This window comes from Amycolatopsis sp. lyj-84, from assembly GCF_046549075.1.
Lineage (GTDB): Bacteria > Actinomycetota > Actinomycetes > Mycobacteriales > Pseudonocardiaceae > Amycolatopsis.
This window is the reverse complement of the sequence record NZ_JAJPWO010000011.1, coordinates 150,867-171,690: the sequence shown is the minus strand read 5'-3', so window position 1 is coordinate 171,690 and position 20,824 is coordinate 150,867. Positions and strand designations below refer to the sequence as shown.

Here is a 20,824-nt window from a genome sequence, read left to right as displayed (position 1 = left end):
CGCCTACCTCTCTGTCAAGCGAACATTAGCCCGATTAGGGCAGGCTATCCTAATCACGCTTCGCGGCCCGAGAGGTCACCAGCCGGTCAAGATTTGTCATCCAGCCTTCGGCTATCCGGGTGACGTCTTCGACCGGAAGGACCTCGGGCAGATACGACCAGTGCGCGGTGAGCACACCACGTTCGACCGATGCGTTGATCGACAGCGCGTGCGTGGCGGGCGCCTCGGGATCCACGTCGCCCCCGATGACGTTCTCCCCCGCGGCGAGCAGCCAGTCCTCGTCGCGTGCGCCACCCGCGTCGACCTGGCCGACGTAGTTGAACAGCACCTCGGCACCGTCCAGCTCCTCGCCGTCCCGGTAACGCAGGAGGCCGTAGCCGATCCCGTTGTCCGGCAGCGCTTCCCGGTCTTCGCGCAGTTGCCGAGCGGTCGTGGCGAGGTCGCCGGAAACCGCGACGCGGACCGGATACAGCGACGTGAACCAGCCGACCGTGCGCGAAAGATCCGCGTCACCGAGCAGTCCTTCCGCCCGGCCGTGGCTCTCCAGGTCGACCAGCAGCGCTCGCCCGCCACGGTGTTCGGCGATGGCCGCCGCGAGTGCGGCCAGCAGCAGGTCCTGCACCCCGCAGCCGAGCGCGGCGGGGACCGGGCCCAGCAGCGCGCTGGTCGTCTCCTCCGGCAGCGTCAGGGTTTCGTTGCGCCCGCGCGAGATCGTGTCCGACGAGCGGAGCGACCGCCCGGCGGGCCGGATGTCGGCACCGTCCACAACGGACCGCCAGTACGGCAGTTCGGCGCGGCGGTCGGCCTCGTTCAGGCGCAGGGCCCATTCCCGGAACGAAACTTCGACCGGCGGCAGTGCCTCGCCCGGCGCGCGGCCGAGTACCGCGACGTCCTCGAACAACGGCTGCCACGACACCGCGTCGACCACCAGGTGGTGCACCATCAGCAGAAGCCGGCCCGGCCGCTCCTCCCCCGCGTCGAACCACACGGCGCGCAGGACATCGCCGGTGAACGGGTCCAGTTCCCGCACGGTCCGTTCGAACTCCGGGAACTCCGTGGTGAAGAGATCGTCGACAGGCCGGTCCGCCAGGTCGACGCGGCGCAGCAGGGAGGCGGCGTCGGCCGAGTCCCGCACGTGGACGGTCCAGTCTTCGGCCAGCCTGGCACGGAGGACGTCGTGCCGGTCGAGCACCGAGCTCAGCACTTCGGTGAGACGGGGAAGACCGACACCGGCCGGGACACGCAGAACCGCGTACTGGCTGAGCCTGCCGATCGGGCCACCGCGTTCCCGTTGCGCCAGCATGATCGGCGTCGCCGGGAACTCCCCGACGGCGGGCACCGCGGGACGGCTTTCGCCGGTGTCTCCGGTCGCGATCAGGGCGAGCGCGGCGACGGTCCGCTGTTCGAAGACCGCGCGCGGGGTGATCCGCAGCCCGGCGGCCCGCGCCCGCCCGACCACGCGCATGGACAGGATGCTGTCGCCGCCGAGGGTGAAGAAGTCGTCCTCCACCCCGACTTCGGGCAGCCCGAGCACTTCGGCGACGATCTCGGCCAGCTGCCTTTCGCGTGGATTACGCGGGGCCGTCCCGCCGCTGAGCGCGCTCAGATCCGGCGCCGCCCACTCCGCGGTGGCGAGCACGGCCCGGTCGACCTTCCCGTTCGGCGTCATCGGCAGTTCCCCGAGCAGCACGACCGCCGCCGGGACCATGAAGTCCGGCAACGCCTCCGCCACCGAAGCGCGCAGCGCCTCACCATCCACAGTGGACTCGTCGGCGATCGCGTAGCCGACGAGCCGGTCGCCCCGGACGACGACGACCGCGTCCGACACCGCCGGATGCGCCGCCAGCCTGGCTTCGATCTCGCCCGGCTCGACCCGGTGCCCGCGGACCTTGACCTGGTCGTCGGCCCGGCCGCGGAACTCGACGCGGCCCTCGTCGGTCCAGCGGGCGAGGTCGCCCGTGCGGTACATGCGCTCGCCGGGTCCGCCGAACGGATCGGCCACGAACCGGTTCGCGGTCAGCGCCGGTGCCCCGAGGTAGCCGCGGGCGAGCTGGGCGCCGCTGAGGTAGAGCTCTCCGACGATGCCGGGCGCGACCGGCATGAGGGCGTCGTCGAGCACCCGGATCCGCGTGTTCGCGACGGCCCGGCCGATCACCGGACCGTCGCTGTCCCGCAGTCGCGCGATCACCGTGTCGACGGTGCATTCGGTCGGCCCGTAGAAGTTGTAGCTCTCGGTTCCGTCGAGGTTCCGCAGTTCGGTCCACAGTCCCGGCGGGACGGCCTCACCGCCGACGCCCACCACGGCCAGCGGCGACTTCCCGTCGCGCACCAGTCCCGCGGCGGCGAGCTGGACGAAATGCGAGGGCGTGACCTCCACGAAGTCGATCCGCCGGTCGATCAGGAACCGCGCGAGATCCTCCGCGTCGAGCCGGACGTCGTCGGTGACGACGTGCAGTTCGTGCCCGCCGAGCAGGCCGAGCGTCGGCTGCCAGGACGCGTCGAAGGCGAACGACCAGTTGTGGCCGATCCGCAGCCGCTCCCGGCCGGTCCGCTCGATCGCGGGCCCGAGCACGTCGCGATCGTGGCTGTGGAACAGGTTCACCACGTTCCGGTGCGGGACCAGGACCCCCTTGGGCCTGCCGGTCGAGCCCGACGTGTAGATCAGGTGCACCGGATGCCGCGGCAGCAGGACACCGGAACGGTCGGCGTCGGTGACCGGTCCGGCGGAGAACGCGCTGTCGTCGGGCCACTCGTCCTCGGACAGCACGAGCGACGGCTTCGCGTCGTCGAGGATCCCGGCCGTCCGGTCCTCCGGCTGCGCGGGATCGATCGGCAGGTACGCGGCACCGGATTTGAGCACCGCCAGCATGGCCACGAAGAACAGTTCCGATCGCCGCAGCCGGATCGCGACGACACCCTCCGGTCCCGCGCCCCGGGCGATCAGCGCACGGGCGAGGCGGTTCGCGCGGGCGTCCAGCTCGGCGTAGGTCAGCGCCCGGTCCTCGCAGGCCACCGCGATCGCGTCCGGTCCCCGGCGGACCTGCTCCTCGAACGCGGCGACCACGGTGGACTCGGGCACGGTCAGCGCCGTCTCGTTCCACGCGCGCAGCACGAGTTCGCGTTGCGCGGGCGGCACCAGCTCCAACCGTCCGACCGGGAGGTCCTGCCGGTCCGGGACACCGGCCAGCAGGTCCACAAAGGACTCTCCCAGCTCGCGGACCCGTTCGGCGGTGAACACGTCGGTGCGGTACTCGAGGATCAGCTCCAGCTTCGGTCCCGGCGCGGCGACGACGGTGAGCGGGTAGTGCGTGGCGTCCTCGCCTTCGACCCCGGTCACCTGCACGCCCGCCTGGCGCTCGCTCTCGGCCAGCGCTTCGGCGTCGACCGGGTAGCTCTGGAAGATCAGCAGCGTGTCGAACAGTTCGCCGGAACCGGCCTGACGCTGGATCTCGGCGAGACTCAGGTAGTGGTGGTCCAGCAGCGCGGCCTGCTCGGCCTGCACCCGGGAAAGCAGCGCTCCCAGGGTTTCCGAGGCGTCGCTGCGGACGCGGACCGGCAGGGTGTTGATGAACAGGCCGATCATCCGGTCCGCGTCGGGCAGGTCCGCGGGCCGCCCGGACACCGTCGCGCCGAACACCACGTCACGCCGTCCGGTCAGGCCGCCCAGCAGCAGCGACCACATGGCCTGCAGGACGGAGTTCAGCGTGACCCCGTGCCGCCGGACCCAGCCGGTCAGCCGCTGTGTCTGTTCTTCGGTGAGCCCGACGGTGAGCTTGTCGGGCAGATTCTGCCCTCGGCCGATCCCCGGCGGCGCGATCAGCGACGCGCCTTCGAGCCCGGCGAGCGCGTCCTTCCAGGCCCGGCGCCCGCCCTCGCGATCCTGGCGGCCCAGCCATTCCAGGTAGTCCCGGTACGGACGGGCCTTCGGCGGCGACCCGGTCCGGTAGAGCTCCAGGAGTTCCTGACCCAGCAGCGGCGCCGACCAGCCGTCCAGCACGATGTGGTGGCTGGTGATCAGCAGCCGGTGTCGGCCGTCCCCGAGGTCGAACAGGGTGAACCGGATCAACGGCGGCTCGGCGAGGTCGAACGGGCGCAACCGCTCGGCGGCCGTGACCGCCTCGATGTCCTCACCGGGGAGGTCACGCCAGTCGAGGGTCGCCTCCCCCGGCACGATCTGCACCGCGCGCCCGGAGTCGAGATAGCGGAAACCCGCGCCCAGGTTCGGATGCCGTTCCAGCAGGCGGCCCGCCGCGGACCGCAGCCGCGCCGGGTCGACGTTGCCGAGGTCCAGCATCTGCTGGGTGACGTAGACGTCGAGGCTGTCTTCGTCGAACGAGGCGAGGAAGAGCATGCCTTCCTGCAACGGCGAAAGCGGCCAGGCGTCGGCGGGGGCGCCGAGCTCGTCGACCTCGTCCAAAGTGAGGTCCAGCAACGGGAAGTCCGCCGAAGAGAACCCTCCGGTCCCGTCCGCGGTCAGCCGGGCGGCGAGGACGGCCGCGGCCGCCATCCATTCCGCGCCGATCGCCTCGGCGTCCTTTTCGGACAGTGCGTCCGGCAGGTAGGCGAGGCTCGCGGAGAGCCCGTCCGGTGTCACGGAACAGTTGACCTCCAGCGGATGCGCGGCGGGCATCGCCGGGTCGAGGTCGCCGCCGAGGCCGGCGTGGTCCGGGCCCGGACGCCAGTCGGCTTCCTCGCCGGGGGTCTCGACGTCGAAGCGGCCGAGATAGTTGAACAGCACCTCCGGCCGTCCGCGTCCGGCGAGTTCTCCGGTGAGATAGCGCAGCAGCGGGTAGCCCGCGCCGCCTTCGGGCAGCCGGAGCCGGGTGTCCTTGGCGTGTTTGAGCTGACGGACCGGATCGGGGTCCGCGGTGATCCGCATCGGCGCCACGGTGGTGAACCAGCCGACCGTGCGCGAGAGATCGCTTTCGTCGTCGCGGCCGTGTCCTTCGGTCTCCACGAGAACCGAACGGGTGCCCCGGACCCGCGTGATCGCGGTGACCAGGGTGCCGAGCAGCGCGTCCTGCATCCCCGACCGGAACGACTTCGGCACGCCCGCCAGCAGCGTCGCCGTGGTGTCCGGCGAGAGCGAGACCTGGATCTCGCGGGTGCCGCCGACGGTGCCCGTGACGGCGGGACCCGGCTCGCCCAGGACCTCGCGCCAGTACGGGAGTTCCTTGCGATGCCGTGCGATCCGCGGCGCCAGACCGGCCGCCCACGCGCGCAAGGACACCGGCACCGCGGGGAGTTCCTTGCCCTCGCCCGCCGCGGCGAGGTCGTCGAAGAGCACCCGCCAGGACACGCCGTCGACGACGACGTGGTGGATCACGAGCAGCAGCCGTCCTGGCGCTTCACCGGCGTCGAACCAGACCGCGCGGACCATCGCGCCGGACGCCGGGTCCAGGGCGGCCTCGGCCTCGCGAGCTTCGCGGTGCAAGAGATCCTGGTCCAGGTCACCCGGCACGCGGCGCACGACATCGGACGCCGTCACCGCGCCCGGCGGCGGGATCCGCAACGTGGTGCCGAGGACGGCCCGCAGCGCGTCGTGCCGGTCCAGGATCGCCTGGATCACCTTGTGCAACGCGGCCTCGGTGAGCCCTCGCGGAGTCCTGACCACGGCGGACTGGCTGAACCGGCGCGGCACCCCACCCCGCTCCAGCAAGGCCGCGATCATCGGGGTCTGGGCGACGACACCGACGGCGGGAACCGCGGCGGTCCCGGCACCGGAGACCAGCGGCTCGGCCAGTTCGGCCAGGGCGGCGACGGTACGGGCCTCGAACACCTGACGCGGGGTGATCCGCAGTCCGGCCTGCCGGGCGCGGCTGACCACCTGCAGAGACAGGATGCTGTCACCGCCGAAGCCGAAGAAGTCGTCGGTCACCGAGATCGACGGGAGGCCGAGCACGGCCGCGAAAGCGTCGGCGAGGGCCTTCTCCTCGGGTGTGGCCGGCGCGGCACCGCCGGTCAGCCCGCTCAGGTCCGGGGCGAACTCGTCCGCCCCGGCCAACGCGCCCCTGTCGACCTTCGCGTTCACGGTCAGCGGCAGCCGGTCGAGGACCACGACGACCGAGGGCACCGAGTAGTCCGGCATCCGCGCGGACAGCGCGGCCCGCAGGTCACCCGGTACCGGCTCGGCACCGGGTTCCGGGGTCACGTAAGCGACCATGCGCTTGACGCCGGGCTGGTCCTCGCGGATCACCGCGACGGCCTCGGCCACTCCGGGCCGGTCGCACAGCGCGGTCTCGACCTCGCCCAGTTCGACCCGGAAACCGCGGATCTTCACCTGATGGTCGACGCGGCCGAGGAAGTCGAGTTCGCCGTCCGCGGTCCAGCGGACCAGGTCGCCGGTGCGGTACATCCGGTCCCCGGGCGCGCCGAACGGGTTGGGCACGAACCTCGTCGAGGTCAGTCCCGGCAAGCCGAAGTAGCCGCGGGCGAGTCCTCCGGCGACGTACAGCTCGCCGGCGAACCCGGGCGGGACCGGCCGCAGGTCGGCGTCGAGCACGTACGCCTGCTTGTTCGGGTCGGGCGGGCCGATGACCACGCGGCGGTCCGCGCGGCACTGCCACAGCGTGGAGTTCACCGTGCATTCGGTCGGGCCGTAGGCGTTGAACATGCGGCGGCCGCGGCTCCAGCGCGCCACCAGCTCCGGGGTGAGCGCGTCGGTGCCCGCGATGAGCGTGACGCCCTCGGGCAGGTCGCTCCCGGCGAGCGTGGTGAGCGCCGACGGCGGCACGAACATGTGCGTCAGGCCTTGCGTGGCGACGAATTCCGCCAGCGGCTCCCCGAGACGGCTCTCCTCCGGCACGACCACCGCGGTCGCGCCGACGAGCAGCTGGGTCGACAGCTCCGCCAGCGAGACGTCGAAACTCGGCGACGCGAACAGCAGCACCCGGCTTCCCGGCCCGCTTCGGACGGACTCGGCGAACATCGCCACCAGGTCGGGGACGCCGCGGTGCGGTACGAGCACCCCCTTGGGCCGCCCGGTGGAACCGGAGGTGTAGATCAGGTACGCGGCGCTGTCGGGATGCGGCAGGGGCAGCTCGGCGGGCGGTTCGAGCAGGGCGTCGTCCAGGACGACGACCGGGACGCCGTGCTCGCTCACTTTCCCCGCGGTAACGGAATCGGCGACCAGCAACGCCGGACGCGCGTCGGACAGCATGTAGGCGATCCGGTCGGGCGGGTACTCCGGATCCAGCGGCAGGTACGCGGCGCCCGCGAGCTGCACGCCGAGCATGGCGGTGAGGAACCCGAGACCGCGTTTGATCGCGACACCGACGATGCGCTCCGGCCCGGCGCCACGGGCGGCGAGCACACCGGCCAGGCGTGACGCCCGCTCGTACAGCTCGCCGTAGGTGACCGCGATCCCGCCGTCCTCGACCGCGACCGCTTCCGGCCGGGCCCTTACCTGCTGGACGAAGAGTTCGATCAGCGACTCGCCCGCGCGGGGCAGAGTGGCGCTGTTCCACTTGCGCAGCACCAGTTCCCGCTCGTCGGCGGTGCCTAGGTCGACCGATCCGGCGCGGCGGTCCGGCTCGGCGGGCAGCGCCGTCAGCAGGTCGGTCAGCAACGCCGCGACGCGCCGGACGAAACCGGGTTCGAGCAGGTCCTCCCGGTACACCAGGGCGATCACGAACTCGTCGCCCGGCGCGGCCACGGCGGTCAGCGGATAGTGCGTGACACTGCGGGTCTCCTCCGGTGACACGGCGAGCCCGGCCGCGTCGTCCGCGCGGCGGAGCGCGTCGGCGTCGGCGGGCGCGCTCTGGAACACCGTGAGGGTGTCGAACAGTTCCCCGTGCCCGGCCTCCTTCTGGATCTCGGCGAGCCCGAGGTACTGGTGGTCCAGCAGCGCGGCCTGTTCGGCCTGCACGCGGGTGACCAGTCCGGTGAGCGTCTCCCCCGGGTCCAGCCGGACCCGGACCGGGAGCGTGTTGATGAACAGGCCGATCATCCGGTCGACCCCGGGCAGTTCGGCGGGTCTGCCCGACACGGTGGTGCCGAAGACGACGTCACGGCGGCCGGTGAGCTTGCCCAGCGCGATCGCCCAGGCCGCCTGCACGACGGTGTTGAGGGTGACCCGGTGCTCGCGCGCCCACGACGTCAGGCGTTCGGTGTCCACAGTGGAGAGACGGACTTCCAGCTCGCTCGGGAACTCCGCCGACGGCGTGCCGCCCGGGGCCAGCAGCGTCGGCTCCGCGAGCCCGGCCAGCGACCCGCGCCAGGCCGCACGCGCGGTCTCCCGGTCCTGGCGTCCGAGCCAGGCCAGGTAGTCGCGGTATTTCGGCGCGGGCGGGAGTTCCCCTCGGCCGTAGGCGGTGAACAGCTCCTCGCCCAGCAGCGGACCGGACCAGCCGTCGAGCAGCAGATGGTGCGCGGTGACGACGAGTTTGTGGTGCGCGGGCGCCAGCTTCAGCAGCCGGAACCGGATCAGCGGCGGCGAGGCCAGATCGAACCGCCGCGCCCGGTCGGCGTCGAGCAGCGCGGGGACTTCGTCCTCGCCGACCTCGTCCACCTGCCACGGCACCGTGACCGCTTCCGGGATCAGCTGGACGGTCTCGCCGCTCTTGCGCGGCCGGAAGGCGGCGCGCAGGTTGGGATGCCGGGTGAGCACCGTCTCCGCCGCCGCGCGCATCCGCTCGGGGTCGAGGTCACCGCGCAGGTCGAACACCTGCTGGATGGTGTAGACGTCGGTCGCCGCACTGTCCCATGTGGACAGGAAGAGCAATCCTTCCTGCAACGGGGACAGCGGCAGCACGTCCTGGACACCACGGGCGGTACTCACGAAACACTCCAATCACCGGAGAACTCGGCGAATTCGTCGTCGTCCAGTTCGATCAGCGGTCGTTCTTCGAGCGGCAGTTCCTCCGCCGCCTGGGTGACCTCCGCCAGCGCGGCCACGGAACGCAGCTCGAACACCTGGCGGGGGGTGATCTTCAGTCCCTCGGTCCTGGCCCGGCCCACGAGGTTGAGCGATCGGATGCTGTCGCCGCCGAGCGCGAAGAAGTCGTCGAACACGCCGACCCGGCCGAGGTCCAGCACTTCGGCCATGCAGACGGCGAGGACCCGTTCGGTCTCGTTCCGGGGCTCCGCGGAGCCGGTCTCGGCCTGGCGGTCGGGCTCGGGCAGCGCGGCACGATCGAGCTTGCCGTTGGGTGTCACCGGGAACGCGTCGAGCCAGACGAAAGCGCCCGGCACGAGCTGCTCCGGCAGGCTCTCCCGCAACGCCGTCCGCAGGTCGTCCGCGGATCGCACGTCGCCGGTCAGGTACCCGACCAGTCCGGCGGTCCCGGCGACCACCTCGGCCCCGGTCACCCCCGGCAGCGCCGAGAGGGCGGCCGAGACCTCGCCGAGTTCGATCCGCACCCCGCGGATCTTGACCTGGTCGTCGCCGCGGCCGAGATACTCGAGAACGCCGTCCTCGCGACGGCGGGCGAGGTCGCCCGTGCGATAGAGGCGCGTCCCGTCCGGCCCGGCGACGAACCTGGTCGCCGTCAGTCCTGGGCGCCGCAGGTACCCGTGCGCCAGCTGGACTCCCGACAGGTACAGCTCGCCGACGCAGCCTCGCGGCACCGGCCGGAGCGCGGCGTCGAGGACGTGCGCCCCGGTGTTCCACACGGGCCGCCCGAGCGGTACCGGACGAGCGGGATCGTCGCCCGCCGTGTCGTGGAAGGTGACGTCGACGGCCGCTTCGGTGGGTCCGTACAGGTTGTGCAGACCCGCCTCGGGCAACACCTCGCGTGCCGCGGCGACGAGGTCGCCGGGCAGTGCCTCACCGCTGCACACGACGCGCCGCAGCGGAAGGCCCGCTGCGGCGGGTTCGGCCAGGAACGGCCGGAGCATCGACGGGACGAAGTGGACGGTGTCGGCCCGTTCGGCCCGGATGACCCCGGCCAGCAGCGCCGGGTCCTGGTGCGCATCCGGCGGCGCCACGACGAGCGTGCCGCCGGTGAGCATCGGCAGGAACAGCTCCCACACGGAGACGTCGAACGAGATCGGCGTCTTCTGCAGGGTGCGGGTTTCCGGCCCGAAGCCGTATTCGGCGGCCATCCAGCGCAAGCGGTTCACAATCGCCCGGTGGTCCACGACCACGCCCTTGGGCCGGCCGGTCGAACCCGACGTGTAGATCACGTACGCGGGCGCGGTGTCGGGGACCGGCACGAGCGGCTGGCGAGTCTCCCCGGCCAGCAGATCCGGCAGGCTCTCCGGCGTGACGAGCACCGACGGCGCCGAATCCTCGGCGAGGTATTCCTTGCGCGCCTGCGGATAACCCGGGTCGATCGGCACGTACGCGGCACCGCGGCGGTGAACCGCGTGCAGGACCGCGACCAGCTCGATCGACCGGGGCAGACTCACCGCGACGAGGTCGCCGGGGGCCACGTCGAGCTTCGTGGCGATCCGTGCGACGAGGTCGTCGAACTCGGCGTAGGTCAGCGACCGCCCGTCCGCGGTGATGGCGACGGCGTCCGGCGTGGCGGCGACCTGTGCGGCGAACAGTTCCGGCAGGGTCGCGGTCTCGACGTCGACCAGGTCACCCTGCGGTTCCTCCTGGGTGGCGAGGGGAATGCGTCCCACCGGTACCGCGGGGTCGGCCGTGATGGCGTCGAGCACGCCGGTCAGCCGGGCGAGCACCGCGTCGGCGTCGACCACACCGGGGCGGTGGTCCAGCCCGAGCGTCAGGTCCTCCCCCGGCTCGACGATGAGCGCCAGCGGGTAGTGCGTCGCGTCGGTCCCGGCGACGGCGTCCACCGTGAGACCGGCGGAATCCTCGGCGCCCGCCAGGCTCGCGTCGTCGACCGGGTAGCTCTCGAACACGACGAGGGTGTCGAACAGTTCCCCGGTGCCCGCCCAGCGCTGGATGCGGGTGAGGCCGGCGTGCTGATGGTCCAGCAGCGCGATCTGCTCGCCGTCGGTCCGGCCCACCAGCGCGGCGAACGACTCGGCCTGCGAGATCCGCACCCGCACCGGGACGGTGTTGATGAACAGGCCGATCATGCGTTCGGCGCCGGGCAGGTCGGCGGGGCGGCCGTGCACGGTGACGCCGAAGACGACGTCGGTCCGGCCGGTCAGCTGCCCGAGCACGAGCGCCCAGGCGGTGTTGACCAGCGTGCTGACCGTGACGCCGAGCTCGCGGGCCACGGCGGTCACCTTGGCTGTGCGCGCGGTGCCCAGATCGGTCTTCGCGCGATCCGGCCGGACGGTGTGGCGTGCCTCGGTCGGCGGCACGAGCAACGTCGGGCCGTCCAGGTCCGCGAGCGCCGTGCGCCAGGCCTGCTCGGCCGCGTTTTCGTCGCGGCCCGCCAGCCACTTCAGGTACCCGGCGTACGGCCGGACCGGCGGCAGCTCTCGTCCCGCGTAGAGCGTGAAGAGTTCCTCGGCCAGCAGCGGGCCGGACCAGCCGTCCGCGAGGACGTGGTGATGTGCCAGCAGCAACCGGCGGCTGTCCGGGCCCGTGCGGACCAGCGCCATCCGCACCAAGGGCGCGTCGGCGAGGTCGAACCTGCGCGTGGCGAACTCGGCCGTGAACGCCTCGGCGTCGACGTCTTCGACGACCTCCCACGGCAGCTCCGCCGACTCCGGCACCACCTGGACGGTGACGCCCGAGCGCAGCTGACGGAACGCCGCCCGCAGGTTGCCGTGCCGGGCCAGCAAGGCGTTTCCGGCCGCGCGCATGCGGTCCGGATCGACCGGACCGGTCAGGTCGAAGGAATGGCAGACCGAATAGACGTCCTCGTCCTCGGTGTCGAACGACGCCTGGAACGCGATCCCTTCCTGCAGCGGGGAAAGCGGCAGGACGTCGGCCGCGTCGGCCAGTTCGTCCACATCGGACTGTTCGAGGGTGACCAGCGGGAAGTCCGACGGCGTGCGGAACGGCTCCCGGATCGTCTCGGCCAGTTCGGCCAGCGCGGTCTGCCAGCCCTCGGTGAGTTCGCCGATCTCGGCCGCGGTGAACAGATCGCGGACGAAGGCGAACTCGCCGTGCAGGCGCAGCCCGTCCTCGTGCCGGACCGCGACCGCGTTGATCTCCAGCGGATGGCTGACCGGCGTGACCTGGTCGGCGCCGCCGTCGAGCAGCGAAGACTCCGGCGCGGGCCGCCAGTGCCCGGTCGCCGCCGGGCCGTCGAGCCGGCCGAGGTAGTTGAACAGGACCGTCCGCGCGCCGGTACCGGGCGGCGCCAGCAGCCCGAAGCTGATCGCCTCGGGCAGGGTGCGCAGCTGTTCCTTCACCGTCTTGAGCCAGGCGACGGAGTCACCGTCCACCCCGCCGATGCGCGCCGGGTAGATGCTGGTGAACCAGCCGACGGTGCGCGAAAGATCGGCTCCGGGCACCAGATGCTCGTCGCGGCCGTGGCCTTCGAGGTCGATGACGAGGCCGCTGTCGTCCGGCAGGCCGCGGGCCGCCCGCCATCGCGAGACCGCCATCGCGAACCCGGTCAGCAGGACGTCCTGCACGCCGGCGTGCGCGGCGGCCGGGACCGCGGTCAGCAGCTTCTCGGTGAGCTCGGCCGGGACCTCCATGGTGTGCCCGTCCACAGTGGAGCCGGTGTGCATCGCCGGGTCGAGAACGGTTTCCCCGCCCAGGAAACGGTTCCCGGCGAGGACGTGCTCCCAGCGTCCGGCCTGGTCGGTCCACTCCAGTTCGCGGATGGACCTGGCCCAGTCCAGCAGCGAGGTCTCGGCCGGGGACGGCCGCGCCCCTTCGGCGAGGTCGTCCATGAGGATCCGCCAGGAGACGCCGTCCACGACGAGGTGGTGCGCCACGAGCAGCAGAAGGTTCTCCCGCTCGAACCACACCGCCCGCAGCATGACCCCGGCCTCCGGGTCCAGTTCCCCGAGCGCGGCGTCGAACTCCTCGCGGACGTCGCCGGTGGCGCGCCGGAGCACGTCGGCCCCGGAAACGCTGCCCTCGGGCCGGATCCGGTACACCCAGCCCGGCTCGAGCCGGGCGCGCAACGCGTCGTGCGCGGCGAGGATCCCGTCCAGGAGCGAGGTGAGCCGCTCTTCGGTCAGCTCCGGTGGTGTGGTCAGCAGCATCGACTGGCTGAACCGCCGGGTGTCGCCCCCGAGGTCGCGCAGGGACTCCATCACCGGCAACAGCGGGACGACGCCGGTGCGCGTCCCGGCCACGACGGCCTCGCCTTCCCGTTGCGCGAACGCGGCCAGCGCGGCGGGCGTCCGGTGCTCGAAGATCTCGCGGGGGCTGAGCCGGTAGCCCGCCCGTCGCAGCCGCGCGATCAGCTGCAGGGACGAGATGCTGTCCCCGCCGAGCCGGAAGAAGTCCGCCGTCGCGCCGACCCGGTCCAGGCCCAGCACCGCGGCGATCTCGGCGGCGATGGCCGTCTCCACCGGCCCTTCGGGCGTCTCGTCACCGGCGTGCGCGGCGAGATCCGGCTCGGGCAGGGCTTTGCGGTCCAGTTTGCCGCTGGGGGTCAGCGGGAGTTCGCCGAGCACGGTGACGATCGTGGGCACCATCGCGGCGGGCAGCTGTTCGGTCAGCCGCGCGAGGACACGTTCCCCGTCGACGTCACCCGTCACGTACGCGGTGAGCACCGAATCGCGGTGGACGGCGACCGCCGCCGTCCCGACCCCGTCGACCCGGCTCAGCGCGTGCTCGATCTCGCCGAGTTCGACGCGCTGGCCGCGCAGTTTCACCTGGTGGTCGGTGCGGCCGAGGTAGGTGAGCGTGCCGTCGTCGTTCCACCGGGCGAGGTCGCCGGTGCGGTACATCCGGCCGCCGTGGAAGGGATCGGCCACGAACCGCCCGGCGGTGAGCCCCGGCCGGTTCCGGTAGCCGTGCCCCAGCTGGGTTCCGGCGAGGTAGAGCTCGCCCGTCACGCCGGGCGCGACCGGACGGAGCGCCGCGTCGAGCACGTAGGTCCTGGTGTTCCACACCGGACGCCCGATCGGCACCGGCCGGGTGCCGTCCTCGCCCGCGGTGTCCCACGCCGTGACGTCGACGGCGGCTTCCGTCGGACCGTAGAGGTTGTGCACGGCCACGCCGAGCACTTCCCTGGCCCGCAACGCCAGGTCCGGCGGCAGCGCTTCACCACTGCAGATGACCGTGCCCAGGCTCAGCCCGGCCGCGGCGGGTTCCGCCACGAAGGCCGCCAGCATCGACGGGACGAAGTGGACGGTGTCGACCTTCGCGGAACCGATGATCTCCGCCAGCCGCACCGGATCGCGGTGCGCGTCCGGCTCGGCGATCACCAGGGTGCCGCCGGTGATCGACGGCAGGAACAGTTCCCAGACGGAGACGTCGAACGACGCCGGGGTCTTCTGCAGGGTCCGGGTGTCCGGGCCGAACCCGTACTCCCGCGCCATCCAGAGCAACCGGTTGACGATCGCCGCGTGCCCGACCGCCACGCCCTTCGGCCGTCCGGTCGAGCCCGAGGTGTAGAGGACGTAGGCCGTGCTGTCCGGCAGGACGTCGACCGGTGTGAAACCACCGGAACCGTCCACTTCGGACAGCCACTCCGGCGTGACGGTGATCGCGGGCCGCGCGTCTTCGAGCAGGAACTCGATCCGTTCGGCGGGCAGGTCCGGGTCGACCGGGACGTACGCCGCGCCACAGGCCTGCACCGCGTGCAGCACCGCGACGAGATCCGCCGACCGCGGCAGCGAAACCGCCACGACGTCGTCCGGGCGGACCCCCTGCCCCTGCAAGGACGCCGCCAGTTCACGGACCCGGCGGGAGAACCTGGCGTAGGACCATTCGTCGTCACCCTCGATCACCGCGATCGCGTGCGGCGTGCGAAGGGCCTGTGCGGCGAACAGGTCGGGCAGCGTGGTGCGCGGCACGTCGTGCGCGGTGTCGTTCCAGTCGTGCAGCACCGCCCGGCGCTCGGCCTCGGTCAGGAAGTCGGCCCGGCTGACACCGTCCTCGACGAGCCAATCCGCGATCGTCCGCAGCCGCGCCGCGAGCCGCGTGACGTCCTTGCGGTGGCGCAAGGTCAGCGAAAGGACTTCGCCCGGAGCCACGAGCACGGTCAGCGGGTAGTGCGTGTCGTCCCGTTCGGCCAGTTCCGCGACGGTCAGGCCGGAGCGGCGTTCGGCGTCGGCGAGCGCGTCGTCGTCGACCGGGTAGCTCTCGAAGACCAGCAGCGTGTCGAACAGTTCCCCGGTTCCGGCGGCGCGCTGGATGTCGGCGAGCCCGGCGTGCTGGTGATCCAGCAGCCGCGCCTGTTCGGCCTGGATCCGCGCCAGCAGCGCGGCCGCGGGTTCCTCCGGGCGCAGCCGCACCCGGACCGGCACGGTGTTGATGAACAGCCCGACCATCCGCTCTGCGTCGTCGAGATCGGCGGGCCTGCCGTGCACGGTGGTCCCGAACACGATGTCGGAACGGCCGGTCTCGGCGGCCAGGGTGAGCGCCCAGAGGACCTGGACGACGGTGTTGAGCGTGAGCCCTCGTTCGCGGGCCAGTTCCGCCAGTCCCGCCGGGAGGTCGACGACGAGCTCCCGGGCGGGCCCGTCGGCCGGGCCGATCAGCGTCGGTCCGTCCACATCGGACAGATTGGCGCGCCAGGCCTGTTCGGTGGCGCCCCGGTCCTGGCGGTCCAGCCAGTCCAGGTACCGGGCGTAGTCCGCGGCGGACGGCAGTGCGGCGGTGTCCCCGCCCGCGGCGTAGAGCAGGAACAGCTCGCGGCCGAACAGCGGACCGGACCAGCCGTCCATCAGGATGTGATGGTGGGTCAGCACGAAACGGTGCGTTCCGTCGGCGAAGCGCACACAGGTGGCCCGCATCAACGGCGGGACGGCCAGGTCGAAGCCGGTCGCCCGGTCCTCTTCCAGCAGCCGCGCGAAACCGGGTTCGTCCAGGTCCCGTTCGCGCCACGGCAGTTCGGCCCGGTCCGGCACGAACTGCACCGGCCGGGAGGTCTCGCTGAAGGTGAACCCGGCCCGCAGGTTCGGGTAGCGCTCCAGCATCGCGTGCAGGCAGCGGCGCAGCAGCGCCGGGTCGAGTGATCCGGTGAGGGTGAACACCTGCTGCACGAGGTAGCCGCCGGGTTCGAGCTGGTCGAGGTAGAGCAGCCCTTCCTGCAGTGGCGCGAGCGGGCGCGTGTCGCCGGACTCGAGGACCCGGACCGGTTCCGCGACCGGGGCGAGCGGTTCGGCCGCGGCGGCGAGGTCGGTGATCGTCTGGTGCTCGAACACCTGACGGGCGGTGATCTTCCAGCCCGCGCTCCGGAGCCGGGACACGACCTGGATGGAGGAGATGCTGTCGCCTCCGAGGGCGAAGAAGCCCGCGTCCGCGCCGACCTCGCCGAGGCCGAGCACGGCACGGAACGCGGCGGCGACGGCCTGTTCGGCCTCGGTTTCCGCCGCGCGGCCCGCGGTTTCCGGCGGGGCGGCCCAGTCCGCGGTGGCGAGCACGCGCCGGTCGATCTTGCCGCTCGCGGTGAGCGGCAGACTGCTCAACGACACGACCGCGGCGGGAACGAGGTATTCGGGCAGCACCGCGCCCAGGCGGCGGCGCAGTTCGGTGCCGTCGAGTCCTTCGCCGGTGGGGACGACGTAGCCGACGAGCCGCCGCGGTCCGGCGTCCGCGCGGGCGACGACGGCCGCCAGCGAGACCTCGGGAAGAGCGGTCAGCGCGGCCTCGACCTCGGCCGGTTCGATCCGGAAACCCCGGATCTTCAGCTGCGTGTCGACGCGGCCCAGGAACTCCAGGTCGCCGTGTTCGGTCCAGCGGACCCGGTCTCCGGTGCGGTACATCCGGCCGCCGCCGAACGGGTTCGCCACGAACCGCTCCGCCGTCGCTCCCGGCGCGTTCCAGTAGCAGGACGCGACCGCGTTCCCGCCGACGTAGAGCTCGCCCTGCTGCGCCGGGCGCAGCCTGTCGTCGAGGACGTACAGGGTCCGGCCGGTGTCCGGCCGTCCGATGAGGACACGGCCGTCGAAGGGCTCCGGGCACTTCCACACCGTCGCGTTCACGGTGGTTTCGGTGGGCCCGTAGGCGTTGAACAACCGGCGTCCGGGTGCCCAGCGCGCCACCAGCTCCGCCGGGACCTCGTCGGAGCCGACCACCACGGTCGTCGTCGCGGGCAGTGAGCCGGGCGGCAGCGCCTCCAGCGCGGCGGGCGGCAAGTCGACATGCGTCAGGTCGTGACGCCGCGCGAATTCGCCCAGCGCCGTGCCGAGCCGCTCTCCCTCGGCAGGGATGTACAGCGTTCCCCCCGACAGCACGGACATCGCCAGCTCTTCGAGGTAGACGTCGAACGCGGGCGAGGTGAACTGCAGGACCCGCGCGCCGGGCCCCGCCCCGTAGGTGGTCAGCGCGGTGTGGACGAGGCTTTCGACACCCGCGCCGGAGACCAGGACACCCTTGGGGCGGCCGGTCGAGCCGGACGTGTAGATCAGGTACGCGGCGGCCGTGGCCGGGCTCGACGGCCCGATCCCGCGCGCGCCGTCGGCGGTGATCTCGGCGATCGGGAGTGCGTCGGCGACGATCTCGTCGCGCCGGGCGGCGGGGGCGGCGGAGGCCAGCGGCAGGTAGGTGGCGCCGGTCTTGGCCACCGCCAGGAACGCGACGACGGCGTCGGTCCCGCGTCCCAGCTGGACGAGCACCCGCTCACCGGGTCCGGCGCCGAGCTCGCTCAGCACCGCCGCGAGCTCGGTCGACCGCGTGTCCAGTTCCCGGTAGGTCAGGGCGAGGTTTCCCGATACCGCAAGCGTTTCCGGGTACCGGGACACGGCGTCGGCGAACAGCCCGGCGATACCGCGTTCGCCGGGGGCGGCCGCTCCCCTGCCGTTTTCGAGCAGCCTGTCGCGTTCCGGCGTCGACAGCAGTTCCACCGACGTGATCGGCCGGTCCGGGTCGGCGGCCACCTCGGTGAGCAGCCGGACGAGCCCGTCGGCGAGCCGCCGCGCGGCGGCCGGGGTGAACAGGTCGGTGCGGTGCAGCACGGCGCCGAGAACGCGGTCCTGCCCGAGCGCGACGAACTCGAAGTCGAGGTCGAACTTGGCCACCGGCATCGCGAACAGATGCGGCGCGACGGTCAGTTTTCCGTGTTGTTCGGCCTCGGTCTCGGCGTGCTGATACGCCACGCCCACCTGGAACAGCGGGTGGTGCGCCGTCGAACGCTGCGGGTGCAGCTGGTCGACGAGGCGGTCGAACGGCAGGTCCTGGTGGTCGAACGCGGCCAGGTCCGTTTCGCGCACGCGGTCGAGCAGGGCCCGGAACGTCGGCCGCCCGCCGACCCCGGTCCGCAGCACGATCGTGTTGGTGAAGAACCCGACGAGCTCGTCCAGCGCGCTGTCCGACCGGCCGGCGACCTGCGTCCCCAGCGGGATGTCGTCACCGGCGCCGGTTAGGTGCAGCAGCGCGGCCACGGCCGCCTGCGCGAGCATGAACTGGGTGACGCCGGTCTGGGCGGCCAGTTCGCGCAGCCTCGCGGTCACCCCGGCGGGGAGTTCGAACTCGGCCGCGCCACCGTGCTGACCGGCCACCGGCGGCCGCGGCAGATCCGCGGGCAGCTCCAGCAGTTCGGGCAGTCCGGCCAGTTCCTTCAGCCAGAACTCGGCGGACGGCAGGTTCTTTTCCTGCCACAGCGCGAAGTCCGCGTACTGCACGGGCAACGGTGCCCACTGCGGGGCGACACCGTCGAGCCGGGACTCGTAGGCGGCGAACAGATCACGGCGCAGCGGGTGCGAAGACCACTCGTCGCCCGCGATGTGGTGCAGCAGCAGGACGAGGACGTGGTCGTCCGGCCCGAGCCGCAGCACGGACGGCCGGATCGGCGGTTCCTCGGCCAGGTCGAAGGCGTACCCGATCGCCTCGGCGACCTGGTCCGGCAGTTCGTCCTCGGTGACGTCGGTGACCGGGCAGGCGATCGCGACCTCGCCCAGGATCCGCTGGAACGGCACGCCGTCGCGGTCGGGATAGACGGTGCGCAGGATCTCGTGCCGCGCGACGAGGTCACTCAACGCGGCCCTCAGCGCGCCGACGTCGAGCGGTCCGCCGATCCGCCACACGAGCGGCAGGTTGTAGGTGGCGTTGGGTCCGTCGACACGGTGCAGGAACCACAGCTGCCGCTGGGACGCCGAAAGCGGCGGGAACTCCGGCCGCGGCGCGGGCACAAGAGCGGGCCGAGCCGCGGCAGCGTCCGCCAGCGCCGCCGCGAGGGCGGCCGGGGTCGGGTTGTCGAACACCGTGCGCGGGGACAGCTCGATCCGCAGGGCGGACTTGAGCCCGGCGACGAGCTTGATCGCGAGCAGGGAATGCCCGCCCAGCGCGAAGAAGTCCTCGTCGGTGAAGACCCGGGTGCGGCCGAGCACGGCGGCGAACCGTTCGGTGATCAGCTGTTCGGCCGCGGTCCTCGGCTCGCGCCGCACGCCGGTCGAGGAGCGCCCTGGCTCGGGCAGCGCGGCCTGGTCGAGCTTGCCGTTCGCCGTGACGGGCAGGGTGTCCAGCGCGACGATCGCCGAAGGCACCAGGTACGACGGCACCGCGCGCACCAGTTCCGCGCGGACGGCGGCGGTGTCGACCGTCCGCGGGGTCACGTAACCGAGCAGTTCGCCGGACCGGACGATCACCGCCGAACTGTCCACTTCGGACACCAGCGACAGCGCGTGCTCGATCTCGCCCAGTTCGACCCGGACACCGCGGATCTTGACCTGCTGATCGGTGCGGCCGAGGTAGGCGAGGCTCCCGTCGGTGTTCCACGCGGCGAGGTCGCCGGTGCGGTACATGCGGTCACCGGCCGCGCCGAAGGGATCGGCGACGAAACGCCGAGCCGTGAGCGCGGAGGCGCCGTGATAGCCGATCGCCAGCTGCGGCCCGGCGAGGTACAGCTCTCCCGGTTCCCCGGGCGCCACCGGGCGCAGGCCCGCGTCGAGCACGTAGGCGCGGGTGTTCCAGGTCGGCGTGCCGATCGGGACCGGACGGCCGCCGTCCTCCCCCGCGGTGTCCCAGACCGTCAGGTCGACCGCGGTTTCGGTCGGGCCGTAGGTGTTGACCAGGCTCGCACCGGGCAGCAGTTCGCGGACGCGCAGCATCTGGTCGATCTGGATCGCCTCGCCACCGACGATCACCACCCGCAGCGACGTGACACCGGCCGCGGCCGGTTCGGTGAGGAACGCGCTCAGCATCGACGGCACGAATTCGAGGATGGTGACGTTCTCGCGCGTGACCAGTTCGGCCAGGTACGCGGGATCGCGGTGGCCGTCGGGCCGGGCGATCACCACCGGCTGCCCGGAGCAGGCGGGCCAGTTCATCTCGCCGACGAACACGTCGAAGGACACCGGCGCCTTGAACAGCAGCCTGTCCGCCGGTCCGGGCTCGACGGTCCCGAGGAACCACGCCATCCGGTTCGCGATCGCCCGATGGGGGACGACGACGCCCTTGGGGCGTCCCGTGGAGCCCGAGGTGTAGAGCACGTACGCGGGATGCGCGCCGGTGACCGGGGTCCGCGCGGTGACCGGTTCGGCTTCCGTGGCCAGGAGTTCGGGTGTCGCGACCACGGCGGCGCCGGAATCCTCGATGAGGAACCGGATCCGCTGCTCGGGCAGTCCCGGGTCGACCGCCAGGAACGCGGCGCCGAGCCGGTGGACGGCGTACACGGCCGCGATCAGCTCGGCCGACCGCGGCAGGACGAGGGCGACCAGGTCGCCCGGCGCCACTCCGTGGGCGGCGAGTGCCCCGGCGTACCGCGCGACCAGACCGTCCAGGTCGGCGAACGTCCAGCGCGCGTCCTCCGCGATGACCGCGAGCGCGTCCGGCGTCCGGCGCACCCGCTCCGCGAACTGCTCGGGCAGCGTCCCGGCGGGCACGGCGTGCCCGGTGTCGTTCCAGTCGCGCACCACGGTCGCCACGACGTCGGCGGGCAGCAGC

At 72.4% G+C, this 20,824-nt stretch carries 2 protein-coding genes (1 of these 2 running past the window's edge); both read right to left on the bottom strand.

The window, feature by feature from the left end; translation table 11 throughout:
* Positions 1-49: 49 nt before the first annotated feature.
* Complete coding sequence (locus ACLJRM_RS30340; RefSeq protein ID WP_410664998.1) at positions 50-8,779, bottom strand: amino acid adenylation domain-containing protein; 8,730 nt, start codon at positions 8,777-8,779, stop codon at positions 50-52.
* Positions 8,776-20,824, bottom strand: the 3' portion of a protein-coding gene (locus ACLJRM_RS30335; RefSeq protein WP_410664997.1) for an amino acid adenylation domain-containing protein. 1,283 nt of this gene lie beyond the right edge of the window; the window shows 12,049 of its 13,332 coding nt (coding positions 1,284-13,332); its start codon lies off the right edge, out of view; it ends in the stop codon at positions 8,776-8,778. Before ACLJRM_RS30335 ends, ACLJRM_RS30340 begins: the two co-directional genes overlap by 4 nt.